Raw genomic sequence first — 24,252 nt, 5'->3', positions numbered from 1 at the left:
AACGGCTTTGCGAATGCCCGTATAGACTTGAAAAAGGTTGGCCTCATACACGTGTAGGCGGGTGCGGATGTCCCGTATCACACCCTGTGCTGGCTAATCTCACATAACGAGCTCACCTTTGTAAGATTTGTCTGCGCCATCTCGGTCCCCTAATTGAGACGGGATAACCTATATTCTGACATTTCGCAGTTGAACTTCAAATCCACCTCCAAACTTTTGTTGGTCGAGGGCAGAAATGGGTCGAATTCAACGTCCATCTGTTCAATTTTATCTGGCGGGTTAAAGTTTTGGGTTTTCTAGAGCAATTCTAAGGAGTCCGAACGGAGCTCTCCCCTTCCCAAAGAAATGGGATCAGAGGTCATTTGAATCTAGCTTCGATTTGAAGGAGCTAAGGGCTGCTGCCGTAGATCATTTTGGCGCTCGAACCGAAGCACTCGATGATAATTCGCTGAGCGGCCTCGAGCCCTTTGAACTCTTCATAGATGCGCCCAAAAATATTTACTCGTACCTTGATGATATTTCTCATCGTTTGAAAGGCCCATTTTAAGGTCGGACTTTGAGTTCTTTTTCCGTTTTGACTTGGCAAACTGAGCTGCTTGGTCTTCAACGCTTCTCTCAGCTTCAATTGCCCGAGGTTATTTACAAATAGCGATAGAGCCATGATCGCCATTAAGGACTCGATTCGATCGACACGTTTTAGAAATACTTCGTTCAGCCTAAAGCTTGAATCCTTGATAAATTTGAAGCAACCTTCAATGTTCTGGTTTCGCCCACCGTAGACTTCAACAATTCTTTCAGGAGTTAATTTTGGATCCAAGTCATTGGTTCCTATGATAAACTTTCCCCTCTTATTTTCTAATTTCTTAATCAGCTTTTCGTGCCTTGAAAATCCTATGATGACCTTATATCCGGACTGAATCGGGCGCTTTTTACCTCGACGTCTTTTGTAATGGCCAATGATTGTTTTTCTCAGCTCAAACAGAGGATGTCGCTTAACGATTCTTTTGAACTCACTATTCAAGGTCTCGCGGCTTTGAAAAACCGTATTCATAAGGCTTTTTGTCTTTTTCTCAAGGAGCCATTCTTCCTTGTCCAAATTTCGTTGGAGTGTGCTCAACTCCTTATACCTGGCCTCTCGATTATTAACTATAATCCATCTCTGACGTTTCCCGCCGTAGGACACCGATTCCTCTCGGTATTTGTAGTCTTGGTTGATCTTAATCCATGGGGCCTTTTTGTGATCAGATTCAACCAGTTGTTTTGCCCTCTTGATCGACTCAGGTACTCGAGCCATCCAGCTGCCTGTGATGTCTTTGTTAAGTAGGAACTTTTTTGAGTAAAGCGCTGAATCAGATACCACGCAAACTTCGTCAGCAAATCCACACGTCTTAAAATATTCATTAACCGACTGGACTGACTGCTGAAATATCTCACGGTCATTTGCATTGCCCGAATAGGTTTTTGACCAGAATGGAATCCCTTGATCAGTAGTCATTAATAACTGAACTAATTGAGTGAGGTCTTTTCGGCCTTTTGAATGTCCGTACCTAACCTCAATCCCAGAATCCTTGCTGTATTTCTTCACGAAAAATGAATGGCTTGTCGAATCCATGTGAATGAATTTTGAGACCAATTTATTTTTCAATAGAGTAGAAAATACTAAATCTGAAAAGAATTTCGAGGGTCCATAGGCATGGATCGCATCAAGCGACCTGCCCAGTACATCATCATTTAGCATGTCCAGATCGACTCCTCGTAAGCGCTCCATAAACCCTATTTTTGTGATTTGAACTTTCCACATATATTGCTCAACAACCAAGGAGGCTTGAGTGGAAAATTCTGATCAAAGATTAAAAACCAAAGAATATTGGCAAACTAAAATCAGGGAGGCAGAAAATTTCTCTGGCTCCGAGACCGAGTTCTGTCGGCAAGAGGGACTGAACAACACCACGTTCAAGAACTGGAAGTATCGACTATCCAAGGGAAGCAAGAGAGGGAGTGTTGGACGCCGAAAGCCGGTGAGCTCTGCTTTTGTGCCAGTGGAAATTCAGAAACCAAGAGCGGTTCGTTCGCTCCCTGACGCACAATGGGTGGCTGAGCTGATCTTTTATCTGCAGGGAGGTACTAGGTGAAATCTCCCAGTCAATTTGAGGGTGTTTTTCTGCATCGAGATCCTGTCGATTTGCGCCGTGGGATTCCGGGATTGAGTCAGATTGTGGAGAGTGCCCAGATGGGAAAGTTGAACGGGAAAAATCTTTTCGTGTTCTGTGGTCGACGACGGCACACGATCAAGATTCTGTATTTTGATCGAAGTGGGTTCTGTCTATGGCAAAAGCAATTGGATGTGGAAAAGTTCCCATGGCCGAGGAAATCTTTGCAGGAAGTAGTCCACATATCCACAGAGCAATTGAGCTGGCTTCTGGAAGGTTATGATGTTTGGAAAATGAAGCCATTTTCAGAAATAAATTTTGAAAGAGTCTGTTGATCTTTCGAAGAAAATGTTGAAGAGTCCCGCGCATGCAGCCGCGAGAGCTATTTTCAAAACAAGAAGAGTTGTCCTCAGAGAATGAAGGCCTGAGAGCGCGTGCTCGTCTTGATGAAGAGAAGATCAAGTTCCTGCAAAGTGAGGTCACTTGGTTGCATGAGCAGATCCGTTCTCTCAAACGAGCGCAGTTTGGTAGAAAGTCGGAGTCTTGGGTGTCGCCGGAACAGAGGGTTCTCTACAACGAAGTGGAACTTGAAGTCTCCAAAGGGACACCCGAAGAGGATGAGGCGCAGGTCGAGGTCACGGTTCCTTCGCATAAGAGGCAGCGGGGTCATCGTCGTCCAATCCCCGAGAACCTTGAGCGGGAAGTGGTGAAGATCGAGCTTCCAGAAAACGAGCGTTTTTCTGAAGAGGGGCAACCTCTCAAGGTGATTGGCTGGGAGTTCTCGGAGAAGCTCAAGTATGAGCCAGCTAAAGTCAGTGTGATCCGCTATGAGCGGGCCAAGTATGGAGTGGATAGCGGGGACTATGTGAAGACCGCTCCGCCAGTGCCTTGCGTGATCCCTAAGGGGATTGCCACTCCCGAGTTGCTTGCCGCCATTATCACCTCCAAATATTGCGATGGACTTCCGCTGTATCGGATTGAGGAGATCATGGAGCGTCAGGGAGTTGATCTTCCCCGCAGCACGATGGCCCGCTGGGTGGTGCAAGTGGCGCAGGCTCTCGTGCCTGTCTGGAATGTTCTTTCAGACCGGCTGATAACCTCTTTTTATGTGGCCGTGGATGAGACGCAAGTGCAGGTTCTCAAAGAGAATGGCAGGAAGGCCGAAGACAAATCATGGATGTGGGTGAGGAGTACGCCCTACGGGGACAAGAAGATTGTTCTGTTTGATTACCGCATATCCCGGAGCCAGGAAGCGGCCAGGCAGCTTCTGGACGGAATTACAGGATATCTGCAATGTGACGGATTGAATGCCTATGATGTGTTGGAAAAACAAGAGGGCGTGATCCGCATAGGATGTGGGATGCACTCCCGCAGGAAATTTGAATCCGCCACAGTGGATGGGGCTAAGTCCGGCCGAAGCCTTGGAGAGGCAGGACTTGGTTACTTTAAAAAACTGTATGATCTGGAAGAAAAAATCGGCGAGATGCCGCCTGAGGAGCGGTACCGCCTGAGGCTGGAAATAGCTGAGCCCATTTGGAAAGAGATGAAGGAGTGGGCTGAAAGGCATCAGCCAAAGGTTCCAGTAAAAGCAAGATCGGAGGGGCCCTCCGCTACTTTTTGAATGAGTATGAGTACCTGACAGGCTACCTCAAGGATGGGCGTCTGGAGGCGGACAATGGCTTTACGGAGAGAGCGATCCGCAAGTATGCCATCGGCAGGAATGCGTGGCTGTTTTCCGACACACCCCGCGGGGGCCGAGGCCAGCAGTGTCATGTACAGCTTCACGGTAACAGCCAAAATCAATGGGGTGAACCCCTACGCGGCCATGGTTCGAATGCTCACTGAGCTACCACTGGCCAAATCCCTAGAAGACTTCGAGCGCCTCGCTGAGATCATTTTATCACCTGATTCTCGAGCCTGAAAAATACAGGTTATGAATCGCTTACGGTGCAATTGCGCGATCAATAATGTTTAGAGCGGAATAGTTGGCCGTAACTGCGGAGTCGTGCAAATCAAGGAAAAATTCTCCTCTTGGTAGGCCAAACACATTTTTGTCTGCAGCGTAGAAAAGCCAGGGAGGAGCGGTTCTTCCCGTGCGTTCCTCATATAGTTCATTGTTTCCTCCGACGGCAAATCTCTTAGAGTCCTTTGTCACTATCATTCCAGCTTCGATGTCAAAGTGGTGTCCACCCTCTTTGAGCCATGTCACGAACCTTTCCCCAAAACTTACGCTAAATTGTATCGGTCGATCCTCCCAAAAGAAGCTAAGGTCGTAGGACTTGCCAATTTCTGGAAGAATTGCTTCGCGTTCAGAGGTAGTGCGGATCTCGACACCAACGACTCGATTGCGACCCATCAATAGTCGGTTACAAGCCGTCGAAGGGATCGCTCCCTTCGCGGTCCAACCGAGGGTGAGGGCTAGTAATTGGACTGCAAGCCAAACACATTTCATCTCGTTTCCATTTCTCACAAAATTACGATTTACCCGTATTTGTATTGCCCAAAAACTTTCGTGATCTGGGTCGGCTCCTACAGCTCATATAGAGACATACAGCTTTCACCCGGATCTATGGTTGTGTGCTCATCTCACAAGTTGGGGCGTTCAGCTTGAGATTTCTGGCCGTCATGTTTACAAACTCAAGTATCCGTAGCAATTCTCATGCGGGACCATGCTTATCCTTGCTAGTCTTGACCCCGGAACCCGTCCACTCTCTTTCACCCGAGCTGGCGTTGGTATATTTCACTGTCCCCGAAAAAACCTACCCCAGATCTTGGTGATTTGGTAGATTCTCTATGCGCAAAAACTAGAATTCTTCCGCTGAACGGCATTCGGTTAGGTCTTCTATTGCCTAGATCACGGGTAACCGACATGAGCTGTAGTAGCCGACCCAGATCACGAAAGTTTTTGGGCAATACAAATACGGGTAAATCGTAATTGATTACTTTAGTCGTCTTTCTATGAGGTATCTATCGGTTAAACACGCATTGACTCTTTTAGAAGAGACGCTGCCATTATCGGTATCCACATTGATTGAGATCAGCTCTTCCTCCTGGTTCAAAACACAGAAATGATTCCCCAAGCCACCAAACTCATACCTTTGATTATAGTTATATTGGTAAATGCCCTTTTCCACATCCTTATCCGTCATAATCTGATAGTGAAAACGCTGATCAATAAGATTTACAAAATTTAACAGTTGCGGCATATTGCCCGATTTGATTACTATTTCGCCATCGTCGCTTCTTAAGCGTGCTCCCTGAAAGTTCAAATCAATAACTACCGGATAACTATCCGGCAACTGCCTGAAAAGGCGGTACAAGTTTTCATTGGTTGAAAAATCGCTAGAAATCATGGAGTCACTGAATGGGTTCTTTACATCAGGCTCATCGTATGGCAACCGAAACTCTCTAAAACCAAAAACGCTATCCATTTTCTCGGTCATTACTGAGTCGGGCACTACATGGGATGTTGCATCGGTTATCTTTTGCTTCGCTCTTGCAGCACAGTCAGCCAAATTCGCCATGAGCTTTGGCCCCCTATCGTAATAACGTTTGCGCAGAGCACGTTTAACTTCCCCTGCCAATGAAAACTGATCAAGCTTCTTCATAAAAGCTTCGGAGACGTCCCATGTTTCACTCTTCTTAAGGTAGTCTAATGCGCCCAAAAAATTATCGAGTGACTGAAGGAACTCATCTTTTTTGAGCTCTGGGGCTTGGACTAACCAAGTTCCAGCCAAACCTCCAAACCACAACATCAGTAAAAGGGCCACACGCATTCTTGATGAATGACTCTGTTGAAATACTTCGAACAATCAAAGCATACAAGGGGTATAAACTCCTTCTTCGCATATAGACTCCGTGCTGCCTGGGTTCGCCTCACAGTAACCATATTTAATCTCCCTGTCCGTGTATGTACCATTGAAAGCATCTTCTAACAGCCAGCCTCCAATTCCTTTAATCTGATAAAAAAGAGCCTCAACTCCGTCGTTTTCATAACTACTTTCAAGACTACCCGGTTCAAATTTGTTTGCTAAGTGCGATATATAGCCATTGGTAAAGAATCGGATATAATCAGATTTAAAATAGCTGTAAGAGCTAAATGTCTCTTTAGTTGAACTGTCCCTATTAGCTTCTAGTTCATCTAAAGAAGCACTCATTACCTCAGATTTGATTTTGAAAACCTTAGGTGACCAGGAGAAAAATTGATCCGAAGCCTCAAGGGCCTGCTGAGACCTCCCGGAAGCGCGTCTAATTCGTTAAATCTTACTCTAGCGTTTGACGCGTATTCGCGTAATGCCTATTATGGGCGCGATATATACAGATACAACTGGAGAATTGATGATGGACAGTCGCGTGGGCCCGGTAAGTAACTTTCGCGGATCTTTGAAATTGCCGGGAGATAAATCTATCTCCCACCGCGGACTGATTTTTGGCGCGCTTAGCCAGGGTCGAACCGAGGTTCATCATATTTTAGAAAGTGCTGATGTCCAATCAACAGCCCGTGTTCTTCGACAACTTGGAGTGCCCATCCGCAAAGAAGGGCATGTGACTATTATAGAAGGAAGAGGCCCTGAAAGTTTTATAAATACCACGCAAATATTGGATTGCGGGAATTCAGGGACGACCATGCGCCTGATGATGGGTGTTTTGTCCGCCGTAGAAGGTATACGGGTGAAGATGACAGGTGATGAGTCCCTGATAAAACGGCCGATGAGGAGGGTGGCAGATCCATTGAGAGAAATGGGCGCGCAGATCGAACTAACCGGCAAGGATTTCGCTCCTTTGGAAGTTCTGGGTCGTCGTCTTCACGGAATCGACTACGAACTGAAAATCGCCAGCGCCCAAATTAAAACGGCGATTATTTTGGCTGGTTTGTTAGCAGACGGTGATACGCGGATTTGGGGAGAGATTCATAGTCGTGATCACACAGAGAGGCTGTTGAAACATTTCGGAGTGCATATTGAGTCTAACTCCGAGGAGGTGCGGGTGTGTGGTGGTCAACAATTTTCGGCCAATATTTTACGTGTGCCTGGCGATCCCTCCACCGCCGCATTTTGGCTGGCGGCCGCCGTTTTGGTTCCCCGGTCGGATTTGCGGCTGAGCGGTGTCTCACTCAATCCAACACGCACGGGATTTATTGAGGTGTTACGGCGCATGGGTGCGACAATCCGTGTAGCCCTAACGGAGGAAAATCCAGAACCCATGGGCGAGATTCAGGCTTGCCATGGACCGCTGTTAGGTGTTGTGGTGTCGGAACACGAGATCCCATCGCTGATTGATGAATTGCCCATCCTCGCAGTATTGGCCACGCAGGCACACGGAACAACGAAAGTCACGGGCGCTGAAGAATTGCGGGTGAAAGAGACCGATCGGATCGAGGCCGTGGCCACCAATCTTCGGGCTATGGGGGCAGTGATTGAAACAACCCGGGACGGATTTATTATCGAGGGTCCACAGAAGCTAATTGGTGCAGAAATCAATAGCTTTCACGATCACCGGATCGCCATGGCATTCAGCGTGGCGGCATTGATCGCCGAAGGGGAGAGTCTGATCTGCGGATCTGATTGTGTCGGGATTTCTTATCCAGAATTTTATTCTACTTTGCAAGACCTCACAAAATGAATTTACGTGCGGCCGTCATCGGACATCCCATTTCGCATTCGCTTTCTCCTCAGGTGTTTGGCTTTATTGGTGAAAGTTTGGGGGACAATCGGTTGCGATATGAGGCGCTGGATGTGGAGTCACAGCAGCTTGAGAATTTCTGTCAGCGATTGCGCAAACAGTCTGAGGGGGCTCAATGGTTGGGACTTAATGTCACGATTCCTCACAAGGAATCGATTTTGTGTTATCTCGATGAACTGGCCCCAGAAGTTCAGGTGCTTGGTGCGGCCAATGTTGTTAAGGTCATGGGCGAGCGACTACGTGGTTACAACACTGATGTGGCAGGCATAGAGGCCACTTTGGAAAAAGTTGGATTTGTCTGTCATGGAAAAACTATTTTGATTATTGGCGCAGGAGGGGCTGCACGGGCAACCGTTTACGCTTGTGCGAAAGCTGGTGCGCAGAGGATTGTAGTGATCAACCGTGGAGTGCAAAGGGCGCAGAACCTCCTCAATGATCTGTCGGCCGTTTTCAAATCAACAGAATTTTCGTCGGTGGCAACGGCCGCTTCAATCGATGTCTTGGCTGATCTGGTGGTGCAGGCGACGCCCGTGGGAATGGTCCATTATGATGATCGCATGAACGGGGACCTAGCAAATACTCGCCCGACTAATAGGGGCTCAGGGCCTATCGACTTTTCAGAAATTTTTCTTCGCTGTTCGCGGCAAGCTTTGGCCCTGGACTTGATTTACCGGCCAGAGCAGACCTTGTTTTTGCAAGAGGCGCAGCGTGCAAACTTGCGGGCCATTGGTGGATTGACCATGTTTGTTAGTCAAGCTTTGGCGACTTGGCAAATTTGGTTTGGTCCATTGTCGGCTAGGACCAAAGAAGTCTTGGCGAGTGATTTGACTGCATTTCTGCGTGATATTTTACGTTTTGATAGCGCCAAGCCCTTGCCGCGGGCCGACTTCCAGCGGCCGATTTTTTTGTGTGGATTTATGGGTGTCGGAAAGTCGGCGGCGGGAAGAATCCTAAGCCAGAAATTGGCTTGCCCTTTTTTTGATTTAGACGCATTGATTGTCGAATTGGCGGGAAAATCAATCCCGCAAATTTTTTCTGAGGGCGGTGAGATCGAATTTCGTCGATGGGAGAGTCAGGCATTGCAGGATCTTTTGCGCCGGATTTCGGCGGGTGGCGTTTGTGCGCTGGGAGGTGGTGCCTTGATCAGTCCAGAAAATCGCCGACTGATTGGCCAGGCGGGTGATTTGTTTTATCTAAAGGCCAGCCCCGAAAGCCTGTTGGAGCGTCTTTCAAGTGAATGGGAGGAACGTCCCCTTTTAAAGACGAGCGGTGATCGAATCACTCACTTGCAAAATCTTTTGCGAGCTCGCGAAGCGCAGTATGCTGAGGCTTCTGTGCAAGTTCAAACTGACAAAAAATCACCAAGCGAAGTGGCGGATGGAATTATTAAGATTTTGCGGAGTAAAGTCTCGTGAAGCTGAAATCCAATGATAAAAAGGAATCCCGAATGCAAGTTAAACTCGGGGCGCGTTCTTACTGTGTGTTCGTTGGCCCAGGAGTTACGAGTCGGCTGGGTCAAGTGCTTCTTCAGTTGCAGAGTCCAACTGGTTGTATCCGGTCGAAACGAGGGATATTGCTCGCTGATGAGAGACTAGCGCATCCAGCGAAAAAGGTGTTGGCGGTTTTGAGGAAATCAGGCTGGAAGATGGACGTAATTAAACTGGCGGCCGGTGAATCCTTAAAGGACTTTTCGAGCATTTTGCCGATTTATGGCGATTTTCTCAAATTTGGGATTGATCGTTCTTCCACGGTTTTTGTACTGGGTGGAGGAACTCTTGGTGATGCTGGAGGATTCCTCGCTTCCACTTACCTGCGCGGAGTGAGTTGGGTGGGGATTCCCACGACTCTTCTGGCGCAGGTTGACAGTTCCATTGGCGGTAAGACAGGCGTCAATCATTCTCTAGGGAAAAATTTGATTGGAACATTTCATCAACCTGCACTTGTTGTTTGTGACACAAATTTTCTGAAAACATTGTCCCTTCGCGAGATTATTTCTGGCCTCGGTGAAGTTATCAAGTATGCGCTCATCTATGACAAAGAGCTTTTTGTCTATCTGAACAAGCATTGGCGAGCGGCTTTGAATTTGGATGCCAAAGTACTAAGCAAACTGGTTCATGAATCTCTATCTTGGAAAGCTAAGGTTGTAGCTGCCGACGAATGGGATCGCAAGGGTCGGCGCGAGGTTTTAAACTTTGGGCACACATTTGGACACGCGCTCGAAGCTGTGACAGATTATGAAATATTTCAACACGGGGAAGCAGTTATCTGGGGTATGCGTTTTGCTATTTGCTTGTCAGAAATAAAGGGTCACTTATCACTGAACCAGGCAAAAACCATAACGGCTTTTCTAAATATGATCGAGGTGCCGGCTCTGCCGAAGCACATTGGATTTGACCAGCTGACACAGGCGATGGCCAAAGACAAAAAAAAGCACGAGGGCCGGATTCGTTTTGTCTTGCTCAAAAGACTGGGGCGAGCCGTTTTAGACGTGACGGTGACTCGCAATGATCTTGAGAAGGCTTACAGAAAACTGTTAGTGGGAGGCCATCATGCTGAAGAAAGTTGAGGAGAAGAAAGTTGAGAAGAATATTGTTATTATTCATGGCCCGAATCTCAACTTGTTGGGTCAACGTGAGCCGCACATTTACGGTCACATGACCCTTGCTGAATTGAATAAAGGATTAAGAGCGGACGCTCGAAAAAGTCGGTATAAATTGCGGGTGTTTCAATCTAATCATGAAGGAAAACTGATTGATTTTATCCACGCGCAACGCAAGTGGGCTGATTCAATTGTGATCAATCCCGGCGCCTTCACCCATTATTCCTATGCGATCCGAGACGCCTTGGCAGCTGTGGATTTGCCAGCCTATGAGGTTCACTTGACCGACATACACAGAAGAGAAAAATTTCGCAGAATTTCGGTTATTCGTGATGTGTGTGTGAAGCAGATTTCTGGATTTGGCGTAAACTCCTATGCAAAGGCGATCCAACATTTTCTGTCTCGCTCAAGAGCGCCTCGATCAAGATTGTCTCGTAGGCCAGAGTGAGAACAGAAAAGAAGAGCACAGAAGAGAAGCGGAAAGGAAAGGCGAACTTTTATGCGCGGTAATACATTTGGCCAAATTTTTCGTATCATGACCTTTGGCGAATCCCATGGTCCGATGATGGGTGTGGTGATTGACGGATGCCCAGCTGGATTGAAAATCGACCACGGTTTTATTCAGGCGCAGCTCGATCGTCGTCGACCCGGGCAGTCGCATTTGACCACTCAACGCAAAGAAAGTGATCAGGCGAGAATTGTTTCTGGCGTTCTCAATGATGTCAGTCTTGGCACACCCTTGGCGGCATTGATTCCCAATGAGGACAGTCGCGCACAGGATTATGACCATGTTGCCAATGCATATCGTCCATCGCATGCTGATTATACTTACGATGCCAAATTTGGTTTGCGTGACCACCGTGGTGGAGGCCGTTCTAGCGCTCGGGAGACGGCAGCCCGGGTTTTTGCTGGAGCCGTGGCGCAGCTGCTTTTGCGCCAGCATAACATCGAAGTGGCGGCCTATGTTTCACAGGTGGGAGAGGTGTGTTTGGACAAAACCTACTTGAATTTGGATCTGTCGCGAAGGGATGAAAATCCTGTACGTTGTCCAGATTCAGCTACGGCCGAGAGAATGATTCGTGCTATAGAGGATGTCCGCAAAGAAGGAGATACCTTGGGAGGAGTCGTTACCGGTCTTGTGCGTGGCTGCCCAGCTGGATTGGGCGAGCCAATTTTTGATCGTTTGAATGCCGATTTAGCTAAGGCGATGTTGAGTATCAATGCAGCGAAGGGATTTGAAATTGGCTCTGGCTTTGCTGGCGTAACTCAGAAGGGCTCAGAACATAACGATCCGTTTGAGGTCGTCAACGGTCAGATTCGGACACGCACCAACAACTCTGGAGGAATTCAGGGTGGAATTTCGAACGGTATGGATATTTATTTTCGTGTCGGGTTTAAGCCCGTAGCGACAATTATGAAAAAGCAAACCAGCATCGACAAGAGCGGTCAAAGCCTTGAGTTGGCCGGGCGCGGCCGACATGATCCTTGTGTGGTTCCGCGGGCGGTAGTTATTGTTGAAGCCATGGCCGCTTTGACTGTGGTGGATCACTTGTTGCGACAGAGGTCTGCGAGAATATGATAGAAGAAAGCTGGTTGAGGATATGCAAGTGAGGCGAGAAAGTGAAAAATGAAAAAAACCCCAAGATAGGGATCCAGGGCATTCGCGCCGCCTTTCACGATGCGGCGGCTCGCGAGTATTTCACCAATCGTTCCATCGAATTAGTTGAATGTTCATCATTTAGGCGCTTGGCCGAGGCTCTGCGGGGGAGCGAAACCGATTTTAACGTGATGGCAATAGAGAATTCCCTGGCTGGAAGCATTTTGCCGAACTATCAATTGCTTGAAAAGTTTCGATCGCAAATTGTCGGTGAGGTTTACTTGCGCATTGAACTGAATTTAATGGCATTGCCAGGTCAGACAATCGAAGATGTATTGGTTGTCCAGTCGCATCCCATGGCTCTTCTGCAGTGCGAGGATTTTCTTGCTAACTATCCTCATTTGCAGGTCTTAGAAGGACCAGATACCGCGGAAAGTGCCAGGCGAATTGCCGTCGATCAGCTGCTCGGAAACGCGGCGATCGCCGGTAAAGGCGCGGCTGAAGTTTACGGCTTGGAGATCTTAAAAGCGGGAATTGAAACGAATAAACTGAATTACACCCGCTTTTTGATCCTAGCCAATAATAAAGAGGATTTGCGTGACTGGGGTCTACCAGTCGTTACACCTGATAAGGCTTCTCTTCGCTTTGAGATCGCACACGAGTCCGGTAGTCTCCTAAAAGTGTTAAAAATTTTTGAAACGCACAATCTGAATATGACAAAGCTGCAGTCGGTTCCCGTATTGGGCAGGCCTTATGAATACTCCTTTCATGTGGATCTTGAGTGGCTGAATATGGGTGATTATCAGTTGGCTTTGAATGAGCTAAAAGCCAAGACCATTAATTTAATTCAATTTGGCGATTACAAACGAAGTGAGAGACCTTGGCTATGAACCTTACCGTGATTGGTTTGGGATTAATTGGAGGATCGCTGGCGCTGGATCTTAGGGCAAAAGGCTTAGCGAGAAGTGTTGTTGGCGTTGACGTGAATCTTGAACATTGCCGATTGGCACTGAACCGCGGGATCGTTGACAGAATTGCGCCCCTCAAGGAAGCCCTGAGTGGTGCAGAATTGGTGGTGTTGGCGGTTCCGGTTGATAAGATCATTTCACTTTTGCCAGAAGTCTTGGACCAGATAAGTGCTGAAACCACTGTCTCTGACATGGGCTCGACCAAGAAGGCGATTTGCGAAATTGTGGCGGGGCATGCAAAAAGAGCTCAGTATGTAGCGGCTCACCCCATGGCCGGGACAGAGCATTCTGGGCCTGGGGCTGCGCTCCGTGGGTTGTTTGCGAATCGTTCTGCCGTTATTTGTGAAGCGGAGCAATCGGCAGCATCCCATTTGCGTCGAGTTGATGAGATGTTCGAAGTATTGCAGATGAAGACGGTCTATATGGCGGCGGATGAGCATGATTTGCACACGGCATTTATCTCTCACCTATCCCACGCGATTTCATTTGTTTTGGCAAACACGGTGCTCAATAAGGAAAATAGCGTCAGCACTATTTTTGATCTGGCTAGCGGAGGATTTGAATCCACATCACGCTTGGCAAAAAGCTCGTCGGCGATGTGGCTGCCGATTTTTGAACAGAACCGCGAACACGTGCTTGCCGCGCTGGAGGCTTATATGGAAAATTTGAGAATATTTCAGCAATCACTTCTGAATAAGAGCTTTGATGAAACAAAGGCTTTGATGGAAAATGCAAATGGCATACGCCGAGTTTTACAGAATATTCGGCAGGCCAGTCGTGGTACGGCACCATGAGTGAGGCTCGTAAAAGGAGAAAAAATCTTAAAACCTCTAAGGCTTCAAAGGATTCGTTTGATCGACGGCTGCAGCTTTTGCGGAGGGACATAGACAAGGCTGATCGGCAAATTTTGGTAGCTTTGCGGCGGAGATTCGGGATCGTAGCAAAAGTCGGTCAATTGAAAAGGCAGGGTCGTCGCAGCATTGTCCAGAATCAGCGGGAGGTCGAGGTCTTGCATAACCGCTCTCAGCTTGGGGCAAAAATGGGTCTTCGAAAAAGTTTTATTCGTGGAATTTTTGAAATGATATTGGCGGAGGCTACTTTTCAGCAGAAAAAGGCGCCCTCGGTACAAAAATCAGGTCGTAGGGTAGTGAAAGTGAAAGGTCAGTAAAATGAACCAGGCTTTATGGACTCCGAGAAGTTGGCGTGACAAAAAGGTATCCCAGGTGCCTGTGTACCCCGATCCTGGAAAGTTGGCAGAAGTGGAAGCCAGCTTGGCTGTTTACCCGCCGCTGGTGTTTGCCGGCGAGGCTCGTTGTCTCAAAGAGCGTTTGGCCGAGGTTGGTCAAGGTGATGCAATTTTACTTCAAGGTGGCGATTGTGCGGAAAGCTTCAATGAATTTCGTGCGAATACCATTCGTGATACGTTTCGCGTGCTTTTACAGATGGCGGTGATTTTGACTTATGTCAGGAAAAAGCCGGTCATCAAAGTGGGACGGCTGGCTGGGCAGTTTGCTAAGCCTCGCAGTAGCGATGTAGAGATTCGAGATGGAGTGAGGCTCCCGTGTTACAGAGGAGATATCATCAACGGCAGTGATTTTGACCCGATCGCACGAACTCCAGATCCGGTGCGGATGGAGCGGGCTTATGTGCAGGCTGCCGCCACATTAAATCTTCTGCGCGCATTTTCCCATGGGGGCTATGCCGACCTGAAACAAGTCCATGCTTGGAATCTTGATTTTGTGAAAAAAAACACGGCCCAGAGCAGCCTTTACGAGGACATTGCCAGTCGTCTCGACGAGGCTCTGGCTTTTATGAAAGCCTGTGGTATTACCAACGAAAATACTCCACAGATTCATCAGGTCGAGTTTTACACCTCCCATGAGGCGTTGTTGCTGCCTTATGAGCAGGCCTTAACTCGGCGGGATAGCACCACAGCGAGGCCCGAGCAGGATTACGAAGGCGACTGGTATGATTGTTCAGCGCACCTGCTTTGGCTTGGTGATCGCACCAGAGAGCCAGACGGAGCTCACGTTGAATTCTTACGTGGTGTGAACAACCCGATTGCGGTGAAGTGCGGGCCCTCAATTACAACCGACGAGCTGTCACGTCTGATGGATATTCTCAATCCGCGCAATGAAATGGGACGCTTGACCCTTATTTCGCGGATGGGTTTTGAAAAAATCGATGTGTTTTTGCCAAAACTGATTCAGCATGTTCAGAAAGAGGGCCGCCAGGTTGTTTGGTGTTGCGATCCCATGCACGGCAATACAATTACGGCAAAGAATGGTTACAAAACGCGGGCTTTCGGCGCGATCATTTCTGAAGTCAAAAAATTCTTCAAGGTTCATGAATCCTTTGGCACCGTGGCTGGAGGAGTGCACTTTGAGTTAACCGGCAGAGACGTTGTGGAGTGCATTGGCGGAGATCAGGCCATTTTGGAAGAGCACCTCGCTGAGGGGCTTTACGAAACGCTCTGCGATCCACGACTTAACGCAAGTCAGGCGCTGGAGCTGGCTTTTCAAATCAGCAAATAGAACCCAATCTGGCCCGGCAGATTTACAGTTAACAATGTCGGATCTAACGCTGGCCCGTGGCTTCAGATCCTCTATCTTCCACTTCAATTGGTGGCTGAACAGAGATCGGTCTCGAAAGGACGTCCTTGCATTCGCCACCCTTTTTGCATCCGCTTGATCGGAAAGAATATGCCTGTTTCGCACATTCCGTATAGGTCGAGTTGACGGGACAGCCTGGCAGAATGATTTGGTTGAATTGATCATCTAGGAGCACATTCTGTGTGTCTTTTGAATTTAAGCCCATAAGATTATTCTCTCTTACTCTTCGACAGGAAAAGCTCGAGGCATGGGTGCTATCTGATGCAGAAGTTCTTTTCAAGGAATGTCGGTACTCGTCGCACAACCCAGCCCAATGCAATAACTCATGAGCCATCCATCCACAGTCCATAGCCGAATCCCACCGATCTCTTGTCGCCGGCCCAGGCCGATCTTTTCTTCTAATTTCTATTTCAGGCGCCAAAGGACTCGCCATAATGCGGACTTGCTTACCGCTTGGCGTTTCCAATAGATGCCCGGACTGAAAGCACTTATTGAATTGCTTCGAAAGTTCGACATGGGAAAACTTTGGGTTAAACAAGACTTCGTATCGATTTTCGCTTCTGCGGTGAAGACGGTATCTACGGATATTCGCCCCGTGCTCAGTTTGTCCTATGATGTTTTGAGCCTCGCCAACCTTAAGTTCTTCACAGGAAGCTGCTCCTACGGGAATTGACCTGGGAATTGCTAAGGAAAGAAAGAGAATCAAAACCATGCCCATTTATCGTCACAGGCTTGAATTACCGTAACCCTCCTGATCCCATTTTTGATGGACATATGTCAAACTGATACGTTCGAACAGAATCTGCAAAGACAACTCAACCAGACAAACGAAATGGGTCTTCGGTCGACTGTTTCAATTTGAGACAGGAGTTGGGCTTCTTAATTGGAGGAGGCGTGTCGCCACCTGCCAAATGCTTGGGCACAGTTCCGCTTGGTAATATGGGTTGAGATGTCGCCACAATAACTTGAAATGACTCAAACTAATTGGTTTTAATTCAAAGTGATTTACTTGATCGAGCCGGCATGCCTTTTGCGAGATACAGATTGTATTCGAGGAGGTGCTTTTGCAATTGAATATAAATCGCCGTCTCTTCATTTTATCAACTAGATATGCCCTTGTGCTAACCGGAGGGATTTTACTATTTCATTTTGTTAATTGCGATCATTTTCTTCCTTTGAAGGACGGAGATGATGATCAAACGAAGGAAGAGACAGAGAATAATTCTGACAACGGCATCAGTATAAATAATACCTCCGGAGGAAATCAGTCTATCAATAAGCCCTGGGTCTTTGTATTGGCAGGACAATCAAATATGGCTGGGCAGGGTCAGCTCTATAGCTATTTGAAAAATGAGAAATTGACCAAGATTCCTTCAAACGTGGAATTTTATGTTGCGAACAGGAGGGTGGCTGACTGGGACCATCAGCAGGACTTGGATCAGGACGGTGTCTCTGAGTTCGGTCCTGAGATTTCATTCATATCTGAAATTGGTCGTCTTTTTCCTGGAAAAAAAATTATCGGCATCAAATATGCGGTCAATGGGACCAGTCTGGCACAATGGCTACCTAAGTACCAAAATAATCAGGGACAGACCGTCACGCAGAACAATCCTCTCTATTTAAATCTGCTGGCTTACATTCGCTCCGCGGTAAATCAGAGAGACGTTGAGTACAAAGCAATGCTTTGGATGCAGGGAGAAAGCGATGCCCTCGAATATTCATCCATTGGAAAAATGTACCAGACCAACCTATTCACCCTCATTGAAAAGATTCGTACCGATTTAGTTGAGAAGGATTTGGCATTTATTTTTGGGCGAATTTACCGTTATGCGCACTTGCCGCTTGAATCAGTTGTTGGGGTTCGATCTGCCCAGGAAAAATTGGCGAGACAAGTAAAAAATACGTTTCTATTATCTACGGATAACTTTGTGTTGAGCGACACTTGGCATTTTAATGGAACTGGTCAGTTCGCTCTGGGAAAGTGCTTTGCGACGATTTTCAATCAGGCTGTGATTCTAAAACAGCCCGTCGATTTATACAATTGCCCCATGGCGAGTGGTCTGGATTTGGCTCCGGTTTTGACTTTTTCTGATTCCTACAATGGACCTGCTCAATATTATTTTCCTCTTTCGAGGGGTGGATTTTTGTATTCAAAAGCTGAGAATGCGGGATCCAGTCCGAGCAATATCGAAGCTTGTCTTGAAGTGTTAGGTACCAGGTCATGTGATGATCAAGCAAAGTGGACTCAGACGGCACCCTGGACTTACGACGCTTCCTCGTCGGTATGGAGGAGTCAACTACCCATTTCCACATTTCCCTCAAATACATATCGGGGGTGGTGGCGATTTAAGGACTCAAAGAAAATTTCATTCACCGCTACGTTCAATACCTTATAAAGAAGCAAAAGCAAAAGGGAATTGAAATTGCTCCTGAATTCGCGAGTGCACGATGAGTTGGCACGAGATGGGCGAGGTATTGAGATATTTTTATGCCTTAATTTTGTTTTGAATCACTTTTAAAACAGTCTCTACATCTGCCTCACAAGTGAGAAGACTGGGAAATAAACGAGCCGTTGTTTTCAGTCGAGAATTCACGCTGGAGACGATATTTTCCTTGGCAAGGGCCTGCACTACATTCTCTGGAGTCATGCCAGCAATCTCAAATCCAATAAGACCAGCAGAAAGACGTTCGTCCAAAGGAGTCATAAGGTCAACATGGGGAATTTTAAGCAGACCCTGCTTCATCTGGGTGGCTAGAGAGTGGATTCTTTTTTCGATTCTATTTTTGCCAATTTTTAAATGTAGATCAAAGGCTTCGTAGACGACCCAACGATAATCAAAAGTGTGCATTCCGCCAGGGGACATAGCTTGGCCAAAATAGTTTGTGCCAAAAAAAGAAGGGATTGTTGCCTCAATGTCTGGGCTTGGCCATTTGGCATCCTTAGCCCATAATATGCCGGTGCCACGGGGGCCAAATATTGCCTTATGAGTCCCCGCCGCAAAAAAATCACAACCCATTTCGGTTGGAGTCATTTCCTCAACTCCAAATCCGTGAACTCCATCGATACAATAGAGCAAGCGATTTTTAGAGTCACGATTCCGATTCACATCAGCAACAATTTCACCAATTCCTTTCACTGGAATTTTTAACCCGGTATCTGATTGAACCCAAGTGGTCGCCAAAACGCGAGTTTTCGGCTTTATATTTTTGCGAATATTAGTAAGTATTTCGTCTTCAGAAACCTGCTTTATCGATTTGTAGAGCTCGTATTTACGGACCAATGCGCCAGTGTTATTGGCTCTCAACCTTAGACTTTCTATGGTCGAATAGAAATCATGGTCAGACACCAAGATCTCTTGGCCTGGAGAGAGTTTAATTCCGTTGTATAATAAACCTAGACCCATTGTTGTGCTGTCTGTAAAGGCGATATTTTTAAAATCAGTCTTTAGATAGGTTGCAGCGGAATTGTGCATTCTTTCAATGAAAACACTAAAATGTTCCTTGCTGGCCATGGGGTCCGAATCGAATTGCTTCTGAAGACGCTCGATTTCCCTTCTGACGGGCGTAGGGTGAGACGTCAGTACGAAGCTTGCAAAGTGAAGTTTTTTTCGATCGAGATTAAAAAGATCTCTGACAGCACCCCAATCATTCTGTATGTCAGGTTCTGAGCTTGCATTTGAAGATTGCAAGTTACCATGCGTGCATGCTGAGAGAGTGAAAGACCCTGCCGCTAATGCCAAAGCCTTTAAAGATTCTCTTCGATTAAATTTATATGAGCTCATTGCCCAATCCTCCTACTCAGTAGTTTGGGGTGCTAATTTTAAAGATAACCGCGAAGTCTCGGTCTTTTCACCGCTATTTTCTAGAAAACCCTCCAGAGCGGATTTCTCCTGATTTCCATTTCGGACCATTTTAATTAGGAGTGCGTCGATGTAGTAGTGAGTAAATGAAAAGCTCACTGAAACTCCTATTAATACGGAGGAGCTAAAGGCACTCAAATCAGGAAAAAGCCAGTTCAAGACTGGCATTTTGCTATAGGGGGTCAACAGTAGACCAACGGCGAGAATAAACAACATCCATGTTGAAATGCTCATCCATTGAACCCCATTTACTGATTTCTTCTTGGTAGTGCTATAGATACACCAGTATTCCATTCCATGGCAGGAACTCATTACCAGGGTCGTGATCGGGGTAATATAAAAGAGCGGGAAGGCAATTAGCCTCAGCAAATAAATGCCCTTATTGATATTCCAGGGCCTCGGATATCGAAAGAAATTAATAAGTATTCCTATGCAGGGGATGAAAAGAATCAAAGAGAGAATTTTTGCCATTTCGGAATATTCAAAAGGAAGTTTTTCTCCCACGAGAGCGTACCAAACAGATCCGATGAGAAAAAAGGATGCGATAAGAAGAATAAATAGTCTTTGTTCGACTTTCTGAGCCTTCTCTGTCATTTGCGTTTCGTCTCTAAGTCCATTCACATTTGGCGTACACTTTGTGTCGTATAATCTGGCGAGATATCTGACCTGCGAGAGACTATGATGCACTTTGAGTCCGAAAACAACAAATGATACCAGTATTCCAGCATACAAACTATAGTCCAAGATTCTGCCCATTGGAAAACTTGTTTTTTGGACAACAAAAAATGCTATAAAAAATAGCTGAACAAAAACAACACTTGTCATAAATCCTAGTTTTCTGAAAATCCGATTTTCTTTGAGCCAGGCTCTGACTTCTACACTTCGAAAAATCATGATGTAGGTCAAAAGAACATGAATAGTATTGAGAAAAAGAATATTTCGAATGAAGTTCCAGAACATGTCAGAACCAAGATTGTAAAGACCAGGCTGGATGAAGAGCTCAAATATAAAAAGAGGGATCCAAATAAAGGGAATAGCCAAGTTCAATTTTTCAAGTTGGCTCTCAAAGAGTGAAGCACTGATAAAAAAATTGTTTCCAACTTTTTCTTGTCGAAAAAAATGCAAAAAATTCTCCTTCAAAGAATAGAGACCCGTTAAATTGCGCCAAGAATTGCCTTGATTGGAATGCATAACTTTTACCTACATTCTTTCTAAGCCGATTGCACTTGACCAGCTTAATATAGTAACTTTACTGTAAGTAGCAAAAAGTGAGAGAGGTCTTGGGGGGTCGGTGTATGTCGCGAATTTTGGGTTCGACATTTGGTCTGACTGACGAATCGGTAAATTTGCTGCTTCCTTTTGGTTTTCTTGCTTTGTCTGCTGCTGAGCTTACGCTGTTAAGGCCCTTGTCCTTGGTTGGATTCATCCTAGCGCTCTCAACTTTGGCGGCCGCGCATCATATGTTCTCGCTCTCTCTTCTTTTAACTGTGCTTGAAATAAAGGCTTGGATTGATACGAAGACAAATGGGAAGCCATTTCTTTTTTGGGTACCGTTTGGGTTAATTTTTGCCGTACTTCTTGTGGTTTTTGGAGCGTCGTTTAAAAAGCTCAAAATTGACAATCAACTTTTATCGTTTTTGCTTGTTTCTTTTTATTTTTTGGATTCGGTGTTGTTTTCATCTTTCCATATGATCTATCAGAGTATGGGAGTATCCTTCATTCACTCAAACAAAGTTATTCAGGCATCCTCCGAGCCGGAGGGAACTCGGAATCGGTTGAAGTGGTATTTGGAAATCGAGCGAAATCTCGTTAGAATGTTGCTGTTTAGTGTCGTTTTGAGCACAATCGTTTTTAGGGGATATTTGGACGGCTACGAACATTTCTTGGCCTACGCAATGTATTACAAGACTATTGCTGTCGTTTTTTCCTTGTGCGTGTCGGCTGGACTTATTTTTGTAGGATACAGATGCTTTAAGCTGGGTCTGCCTATTAAATTGATTTTTTCCATCAGATATCTTGTGTGGCCATTTTACGCATTTTCAATGGCCGCTGTTTCGGGTGTTCGAATCATTCATGGTTATGAATATTTCCTTGTATGGAAAAAAATCAAGAGATCTAGGCAAGAACGTGTTGTGATGTATTCTTCAATTTTTGTTATTGGTATCACTACTCTTTATTTTTTTCTTCTTCTTTTTAGAAAGAATGGAATGGCAGATTACTTTCTTTCGATGGGGTCAGGGCCGAAGAGTGATTTTATTATCTGGAGTTGGTCCATCTATGCGGCCACAAATATTCTCCATATTATCATCGATTCCATGATATTTAAAATGCGTGACAAATCCGTACGCAAAGCATCGATGAAACTTTTGTTAAATTCGAATTGAATAGAATGTGAGGGCAATAAAGTGCCTCCTCTCACAGTTTATAGAGCTACCAATATTCAAAAATTCTCACGAGATCATTGTCGGCAGACCTTCGTCTGGGCAGGAGATCAAAAAAGGGCCTTAATAGCAAGGGATTGGTCCGAACTCAAATGACAGTCACTTGTATGTGTCGATAAACTGTATTCAGTAACAATTTGATTTTTTTGTTTGAATATCTTAGAAATTGCAGTCCTATGACAAAAGGAGAGATTTGTGACTTCCTGGTTTGAGCAGTTAAGTGAAGTCTTATCGGTGAGGGGCGAAATCAAATGGCTGCTTGCGATAAGCGTGGCAATTGGCTTGACGGCCTTTATAAAGATCGCGCTCAACCTTGTATCTGATCGTTGGCGGCATTTTACAAAAAACAAGGACGGAGTCTTTCATGAGTTGATCGGGGACTGTTTTGATGGACTTAGGAAGCTCGTTATATTTACGTGGATGTTCAGTTTGTTGGCTCAGACTCTTAATACCACTGATGCCATGAACCGCATTCTACATGTTTCGGTCGTTTTACTCACTGCCTATCAATTTTGCATTTGGGGATTGAAGCTGCTCAGCAGGTGGCGAGAACATATTCTCTCGAAGAAGTTATCCAGTAATGGTTCCTCGAAGTCGGCAATAGGATTAATCTATGTGGGAGCCCAGACACTTTTGATTTGTGTCGCCAGTTTATTGGCTTTGAGTAACATAGGAGTGGATGTTGGAGCTTTGGTTGCTGGACTCGGGGTCGGAGGAATCGCCGTAGCTCTCGCTGCTCAAAATGTATTGGGAGATTTGTTGGCTTCGCTATCAATTGTATTTGATAAGCCGTTTGTAATAGGGGATCTCATATATGTCGGAAATGAGAAGGGTACAGTGGAGCACATTGGAATCAAGACGACCCGAGTACGCAGCCTTTCGGGAGAGGAGCTAATTTTTTCAAATAAGGACTTGTTGGAAAGCCGGATTCAAAATTTTAAGCGAATGTCTGAACGTCGTGGTGTATTGAATATTGGGGTTACCTATTCGACTCCAGCAGATAAGTTGGAGATGATACCAATTTGGATCAGAGCCATTGTGGAGAATATCAATAATCTTAGATATGAGCGCTGTCATTTTTCAAATTATGGAAATTCGTCGCTTGATTTCGAGATTGTATTCTGGGTCATGGACCCAGAATTTCAGATCTATATGGATCTGAAACAGGCGCTTCTCATTGGGATATTCAAGAAATTTCAATTAGAAAATATTGAATTTGCGTATCCGACCCAAACGCTCATCGTCGAAAAATTTCCGCAGCCTTCGTCAGCTGGCAACTAAATTTTTGAGATTGGTTTTGGAGAGTGAGACAGTCCCATCGCTTGTATTTCCTGTAAAAATGCATTGAGGTCTTCCTCTCCAAGGCTTTCTTGATGAAGCAATCCGCGGAGTGCTCTGAGAATGGTATCCGAATTTATCGGTCGTGAAACTGAAATAGTCGCAAAAAAATTTCCATCCGGAGTTTTGATCGCGGACGAGGCTATATCCACTCTGAAAGGTTTCCCTTCTTTGGTCATCATTGTTGTGTAAGTACTCTTGTGAAAACCATTGTTAGCAATATTTTTTAGCCCTCGGAGGGCGTCAGCAACATGATCTTTGGTATAAAGGTCGTCAATATGTTTACCAATTAGTTCGCCGGGATTGTATCCGAGTGCCTGATGTATACAGTGGTTTGCCATTACAATGTTGCCTTCCGCGTCCACCGAGTGCATCAGGACCGGAGTTTTTTCGTAAAAATTTTGGTAGCGAATCAAGACTTCTTTTGTGTCTTTAAGTTGGGACATGACTTCCTTTAGTTTTTCATGTGCTTTCTCTAATTGACTGTTCAAATTTTTAGATTCGTCAAATTCGCCCAAAAGAAATCTCAGTACATCTTTTGGACTAATAACCCCCACCATTTGTTTTCCCAGATTCTGGACAACCACGCGGTGTGTAGGCGAGTGAACCAAAGCCTTCATGACTCCAGCAATAGGCGTGTCTAGGCTAACAAAAAATGGTTCTTCGAGAATATCAGAAAATTGTCCAATTCGAACTACCTTCGACTCCTTTAGGCTTTGGCGAACAAAGATCTTCACGAGTGAAAGCTCAGACAGAATACCTAAAACGTCACCCATATGGTCAAGCACGGGCGCCGTGGTCACTCCATATTGGAGAAAATCTCTGATGACAGTATCCAACTCATCTGAGGAATTGATTGAATATACTTGCGAAGTCATAAGGTCTTGAGCTGTTTTCATGGCTTTATTCTGACCCAATGTCGGTGCATAAATCCAGGTCATTTTGGAGTTAGCAAATTTTTGTGGTGAGTAACCCTATAATCTAGACTTGCTCCGCCTTTTGTCT

24 protein-coding genes are annotated in these 24,252 nt (G+C 45.8%); 16 read left to right on the top strand and 8 right to left on the bottom strand.

Annotated elements, in window-relative coordinates:
- Window positions 1–388 precede the first annotated feature (388 nt).
- On the bottom strand, window positions 389–1,801 hold the full coding sequence (locus IPL83_06995) for an IS1634 family transposase (protein ID MBK9038891.1): 1,413 nt from the start codon (window positions 1,799–1,801) through the stop codon (window positions 389–391).
- A gap of 28 nt (window positions 1,802–1,829) precedes the next feature.
- Here IPL83_06995 and IPL83_06990 point away from each other — a divergent pair, with 28 nt between their 5' ends.
- Genes IPL83_06990 through IPL83_06975 form a run of 4 tightly spaced genes read left to right on the top strand, consistent with a single transcriptional unit; the run spans window position 1,830 to window position 3,995 of the window.
- On the top strand, window positions 1,830–2,132 hold the full coding sequence (locus tag IPL83_06990; protein ID MBK9038890.1) for a hypothetical protein: 303 nt from the start codon (window positions 1,830–1,832) through the stop codon (window positions 2,130–2,132).
- Window positions 2,129–2,485, top strand: a complete 357-nt coding sequence (gene tnpB / locus IPL83_06985) for an IS66 family insertion sequence element accessory protein TnpB (protein ID MBK9038889.1) — start codon at window positions 2,129–2,131, stop codon at window positions 2,483–2,485. Before IPL83_06990 ends, tnpB begins: the two co-directional genes overlap by 4 nt.
- Before the next feature lie 32 nt (window positions 2,486–2,517).
- Complete coding sequence (locus tag IPL83_06980) at window positions 2,518–3,771, top strand: IS66 family transposase (protein MBK9038888.1); 1,254 nt, start codon at window positions 2,518–2,520, stop codon at window positions 3,769–3,771.
- A complete protein-coding gene (locus IPL83_06975; GenBank protein MBK9038887.1) occupies window positions 3,744–3,995 on the top strand; it encodes a transposase in 252 nt (83 codons plus the stop codon). Before IPL83_06980 ends, IPL83_06975 begins: the two co-directional genes overlap by 28 nt.
- Window positions 3,996–4,092: 97 nt before the next feature.
- Here IPL83_06975 and IPL83_06970 read toward each other — a convergent pair whose 3' ends face one another.
- The 3 genes from IPL83_06970 to IPL83_06960 form a co-directional block, all read right to left on the bottom strand.
- Window positions 4,093–4,602 carry a hypothetical protein gene (locus IPL83_06970; protein MBK9038886.1) on the bottom strand — a complete coding sequence of 170 codons (510 nt, stop codon included), beginning with the start codon at window positions 4,600–4,602 and terminating at the stop codon, window positions 4,093–4,095.
- Between the two features lie 487 nt (window positions 4,603–5,089).
- Window positions 5,090–5,926 carry a hypothetical protein gene (locus IPL83_06965; protein ID MBK9038885.1) on the bottom strand — a complete coding sequence of 279 codons (837 nt, stop codon included), beginning with the start codon at window positions 5,924–5,926 and terminating at the stop codon, window positions 5,090–5,092.
- Window positions 5,927–5,962: 36 nt separating this feature from the next.
- Window positions 5,963–6,307: a hypothetical protein gene (locus IPL83_06960; protein ID MBK9038884.1), complete on the bottom strand. Its 345-nt coding sequence runs from the start codon at window positions 6,305–6,307 to the stop codon at window positions 5,963–5,965.
- Window positions 6,308–6,452: 145 nt separating this feature from the next.
- Here IPL83_06960 and aroA point away from each other — a divergent pair, with 145 nt between their 5' ends.
- Genes aroA through IPL83_06915 form a run of 9 tightly spaced genes read left to right on the top strand, consistent with a single transcriptional unit; the run spans window position 6,453 to window position 15,530 of the window.
- Window positions 6,453–7,772 (top strand): 3-phosphoshikimate 1-carboxyvinyltransferase, encoded by a 1,320-nt coding sequence (gene aroA / locus IPL83_06955; GenBank protein ID MBK9038883.1) that lies wholly within the window; start codon window positions 6,453–6,455, stop codon window positions 7,770–7,772.
- Entirely contained in the window at window positions 7,769–9,247 is a 1,479-nt protein-coding gene (locus IPL83_06950) for a hypothetical protein (protein ID MBK9038882.1), read from the top strand. Before aroA ends, IPL83_06950 begins: the two co-directional genes overlap by 4 nt.
- Complete coding sequence (gene aroB / locus IPL83_06945; protein ID MBK9038881.1) at window positions 9,244–10,398, top strand: 3-dehydroquinate synthase; 1,155 nt, start codon at window positions 9,244–9,246, stop codon at window positions 10,396–10,398. Before IPL83_06950 ends, aroB begins: the two co-directional genes overlap by 4 nt.
- A complete protein-coding gene (aroQ, locus tag IPL83_06940; GenBank protein MBK9038880.1) occupies window positions 10,382–10,879 on the top strand; it encodes a type II 3-dehydroquinate dehydratase in 498 nt (165 codons plus the stop codon). Before aroB ends, aroQ begins: the two co-directional genes overlap by 17 nt.
- A 51-nt stretch (window positions 10,880–10,930) precedes the next feature.
- A complete protein-coding gene (gene aroC, locus IPL83_06935; protein ID MBK9038879.1) occupies window positions 10,931–12,010 on the top strand; it encodes a chorismate synthase in 1,080 nt (359 codons plus the stop codon).
- A 41-nt stretch (window positions 12,011–12,051) separates the two neighbouring features.
- Window positions 12,052–12,918, top strand: a complete 867-nt coding sequence (locus tag IPL83_06930) for a prephenate dehydratase (protein MBK9038878.1) — start codon at window positions 12,052–12,054, stop codon at window positions 12,916–12,918.
- Window positions 12,915–13,790, top strand: a complete 876-nt coding sequence (locus IPL83_06925; GenBank protein ID MBK9038877.1) for a prephenate dehydrogenase — start codon at window positions 12,915–12,917, stop codon at window positions 13,788–13,790. The genes IPL83_06930 and IPL83_06925 overlap by 4 nt, the downstream gene beginning before the upstream one ends.
- Window positions 13,787–14,164: a chorismate mutase gene (locus IPL83_06920; protein ID MBK9038876.1), complete on the top strand. Its 378-nt coding sequence runs from the start codon at window positions 13,787–13,789 to the stop codon at window positions 14,162–14,164. Before IPL83_06925 ends, IPL83_06920 begins: the two co-directional genes overlap by 4 nt.
- A gap of 1 nt (window position 14,165) precedes the next feature.
- Window positions 14,166–15,530 carry a 3-deoxy-7-phosphoheptulonate synthase class II gene (locus IPL83_06915; protein ID MBK9038875.1) on the top strand — a complete coding sequence of 455 codons (1,365 nt, stop codon included), beginning with the start codon at window positions 14,166–14,168 and terminating at the stop codon, window positions 15,528–15,530.
- Between the two features lie 43 nt (window positions 15,531–15,573).
- Here the strand turns inward: IPL83_06915 and IPL83_06910 are convergent, their stop codons facing one another.
- On the bottom strand, window positions 15,574–16,326 hold the full coding sequence (locus IPL83_06910; protein MBK9038874.1) for a hypothetical protein: 753 nt from the start codon (window positions 16,324–16,326) through the stop codon (window positions 15,574–15,576).
- Window positions 16,327–16,672: 346 nt separating this feature from the next.
- On the opposite strand from IPL83_06910, the gene IPL83_06905 reads away from it, so the two are divergent.
- A complete protein-coding gene (locus tag IPL83_06905; protein ID MBK9038873.1) occupies window positions 16,673–18,004 on the top strand; it encodes a hypothetical protein in 1,332 nt (443 codons plus the stop codon).
- Between the two features lie 90 nt (window positions 18,005–18,094).
- On the opposite strand, the gene IPL83_06900 is transcribed toward IPL83_06905, so the two are convergent.
- Together IPL83_06900 and IPL83_06895 are read right to left on the bottom strand one after the other, a co-directional pair.
- Window positions 18,095–19,390: an aminotransferase class V-fold PLP-dependent enzyme gene (locus IPL83_06900; protein ID MBK9038872.1), complete on the bottom strand. Its 1,296-nt coding sequence runs from the start codon at window positions 19,388–19,390 to the stop codon at window positions 18,095–18,097.
- A 12-nt stretch (window positions 19,391–19,402) separates the two neighbouring features.
- Complete coding sequence (locus IPL83_06895) at window positions 19,403–20,593, bottom strand: hypothetical protein (protein ID MBK9038871.1); 1,191 nt, start codon at window positions 20,591–20,593, stop codon at window positions 19,403–19,405.
- A gap of 170 nt (window positions 20,594–20,763) precedes the next feature.
- Between IPL83_06895 and IPL83_06890 the strand changes: the two genes are divergently transcribed.
- Both IPL83_06890 and IPL83_06885 read left to right on the top strand, forming a co-directional pair.
- A complete protein-coding gene (locus IPL83_06890; protein MBK9038870.1) occupies window positions 20,764–21,852 on the top strand; it encodes a hypothetical protein in 1,089 nt (362 codons plus the stop codon).
- 252 nt (window positions 21,853–22,104) lie between these two features.
- The gene (locus tag IPL83_06885) at window positions 22,105–23,190 is read left to right on the top strand and encodes a mechanosensitive ion channel family protein (GenBank protein ID MBK9038869.1); all 1,086 of its coding nucleotides are present in this window, start codon (window positions 22,105–22,107) and stop codon (window positions 23,188–23,190) included.
- On the opposite strand, the gene IPL83_06880 is transcribed toward IPL83_06885, so the two are convergent.
- Window positions 23,187–24,146: a CBS domain-containing protein gene (locus IPL83_06880; protein ID MBK9038868.1), complete on the bottom strand. Its 960-nt coding sequence runs from the start codon at window positions 24,144–24,146 to the stop codon at window positions 23,187–23,189. The genes IPL83_06885 and IPL83_06880 overlap by 4 nt on opposite strands.
- Between the last annotated feature and the right edge of the window lie 106 nt (window positions 24,147–24,252).

Source organism: Bdellovibrionales bacterium, assembly GCA_016716765.1.
Lineage (GTDB): Bacteria > Bdellovibrionota > Bdellovibrionia > Bdellovibrionales > UBA1609 > JADJVA01.
The sequence above is the reverse complement of the archived record's forward strand: the minus strand, read 5'-3'. Positions and strand labels throughout refer to the sequence as shown.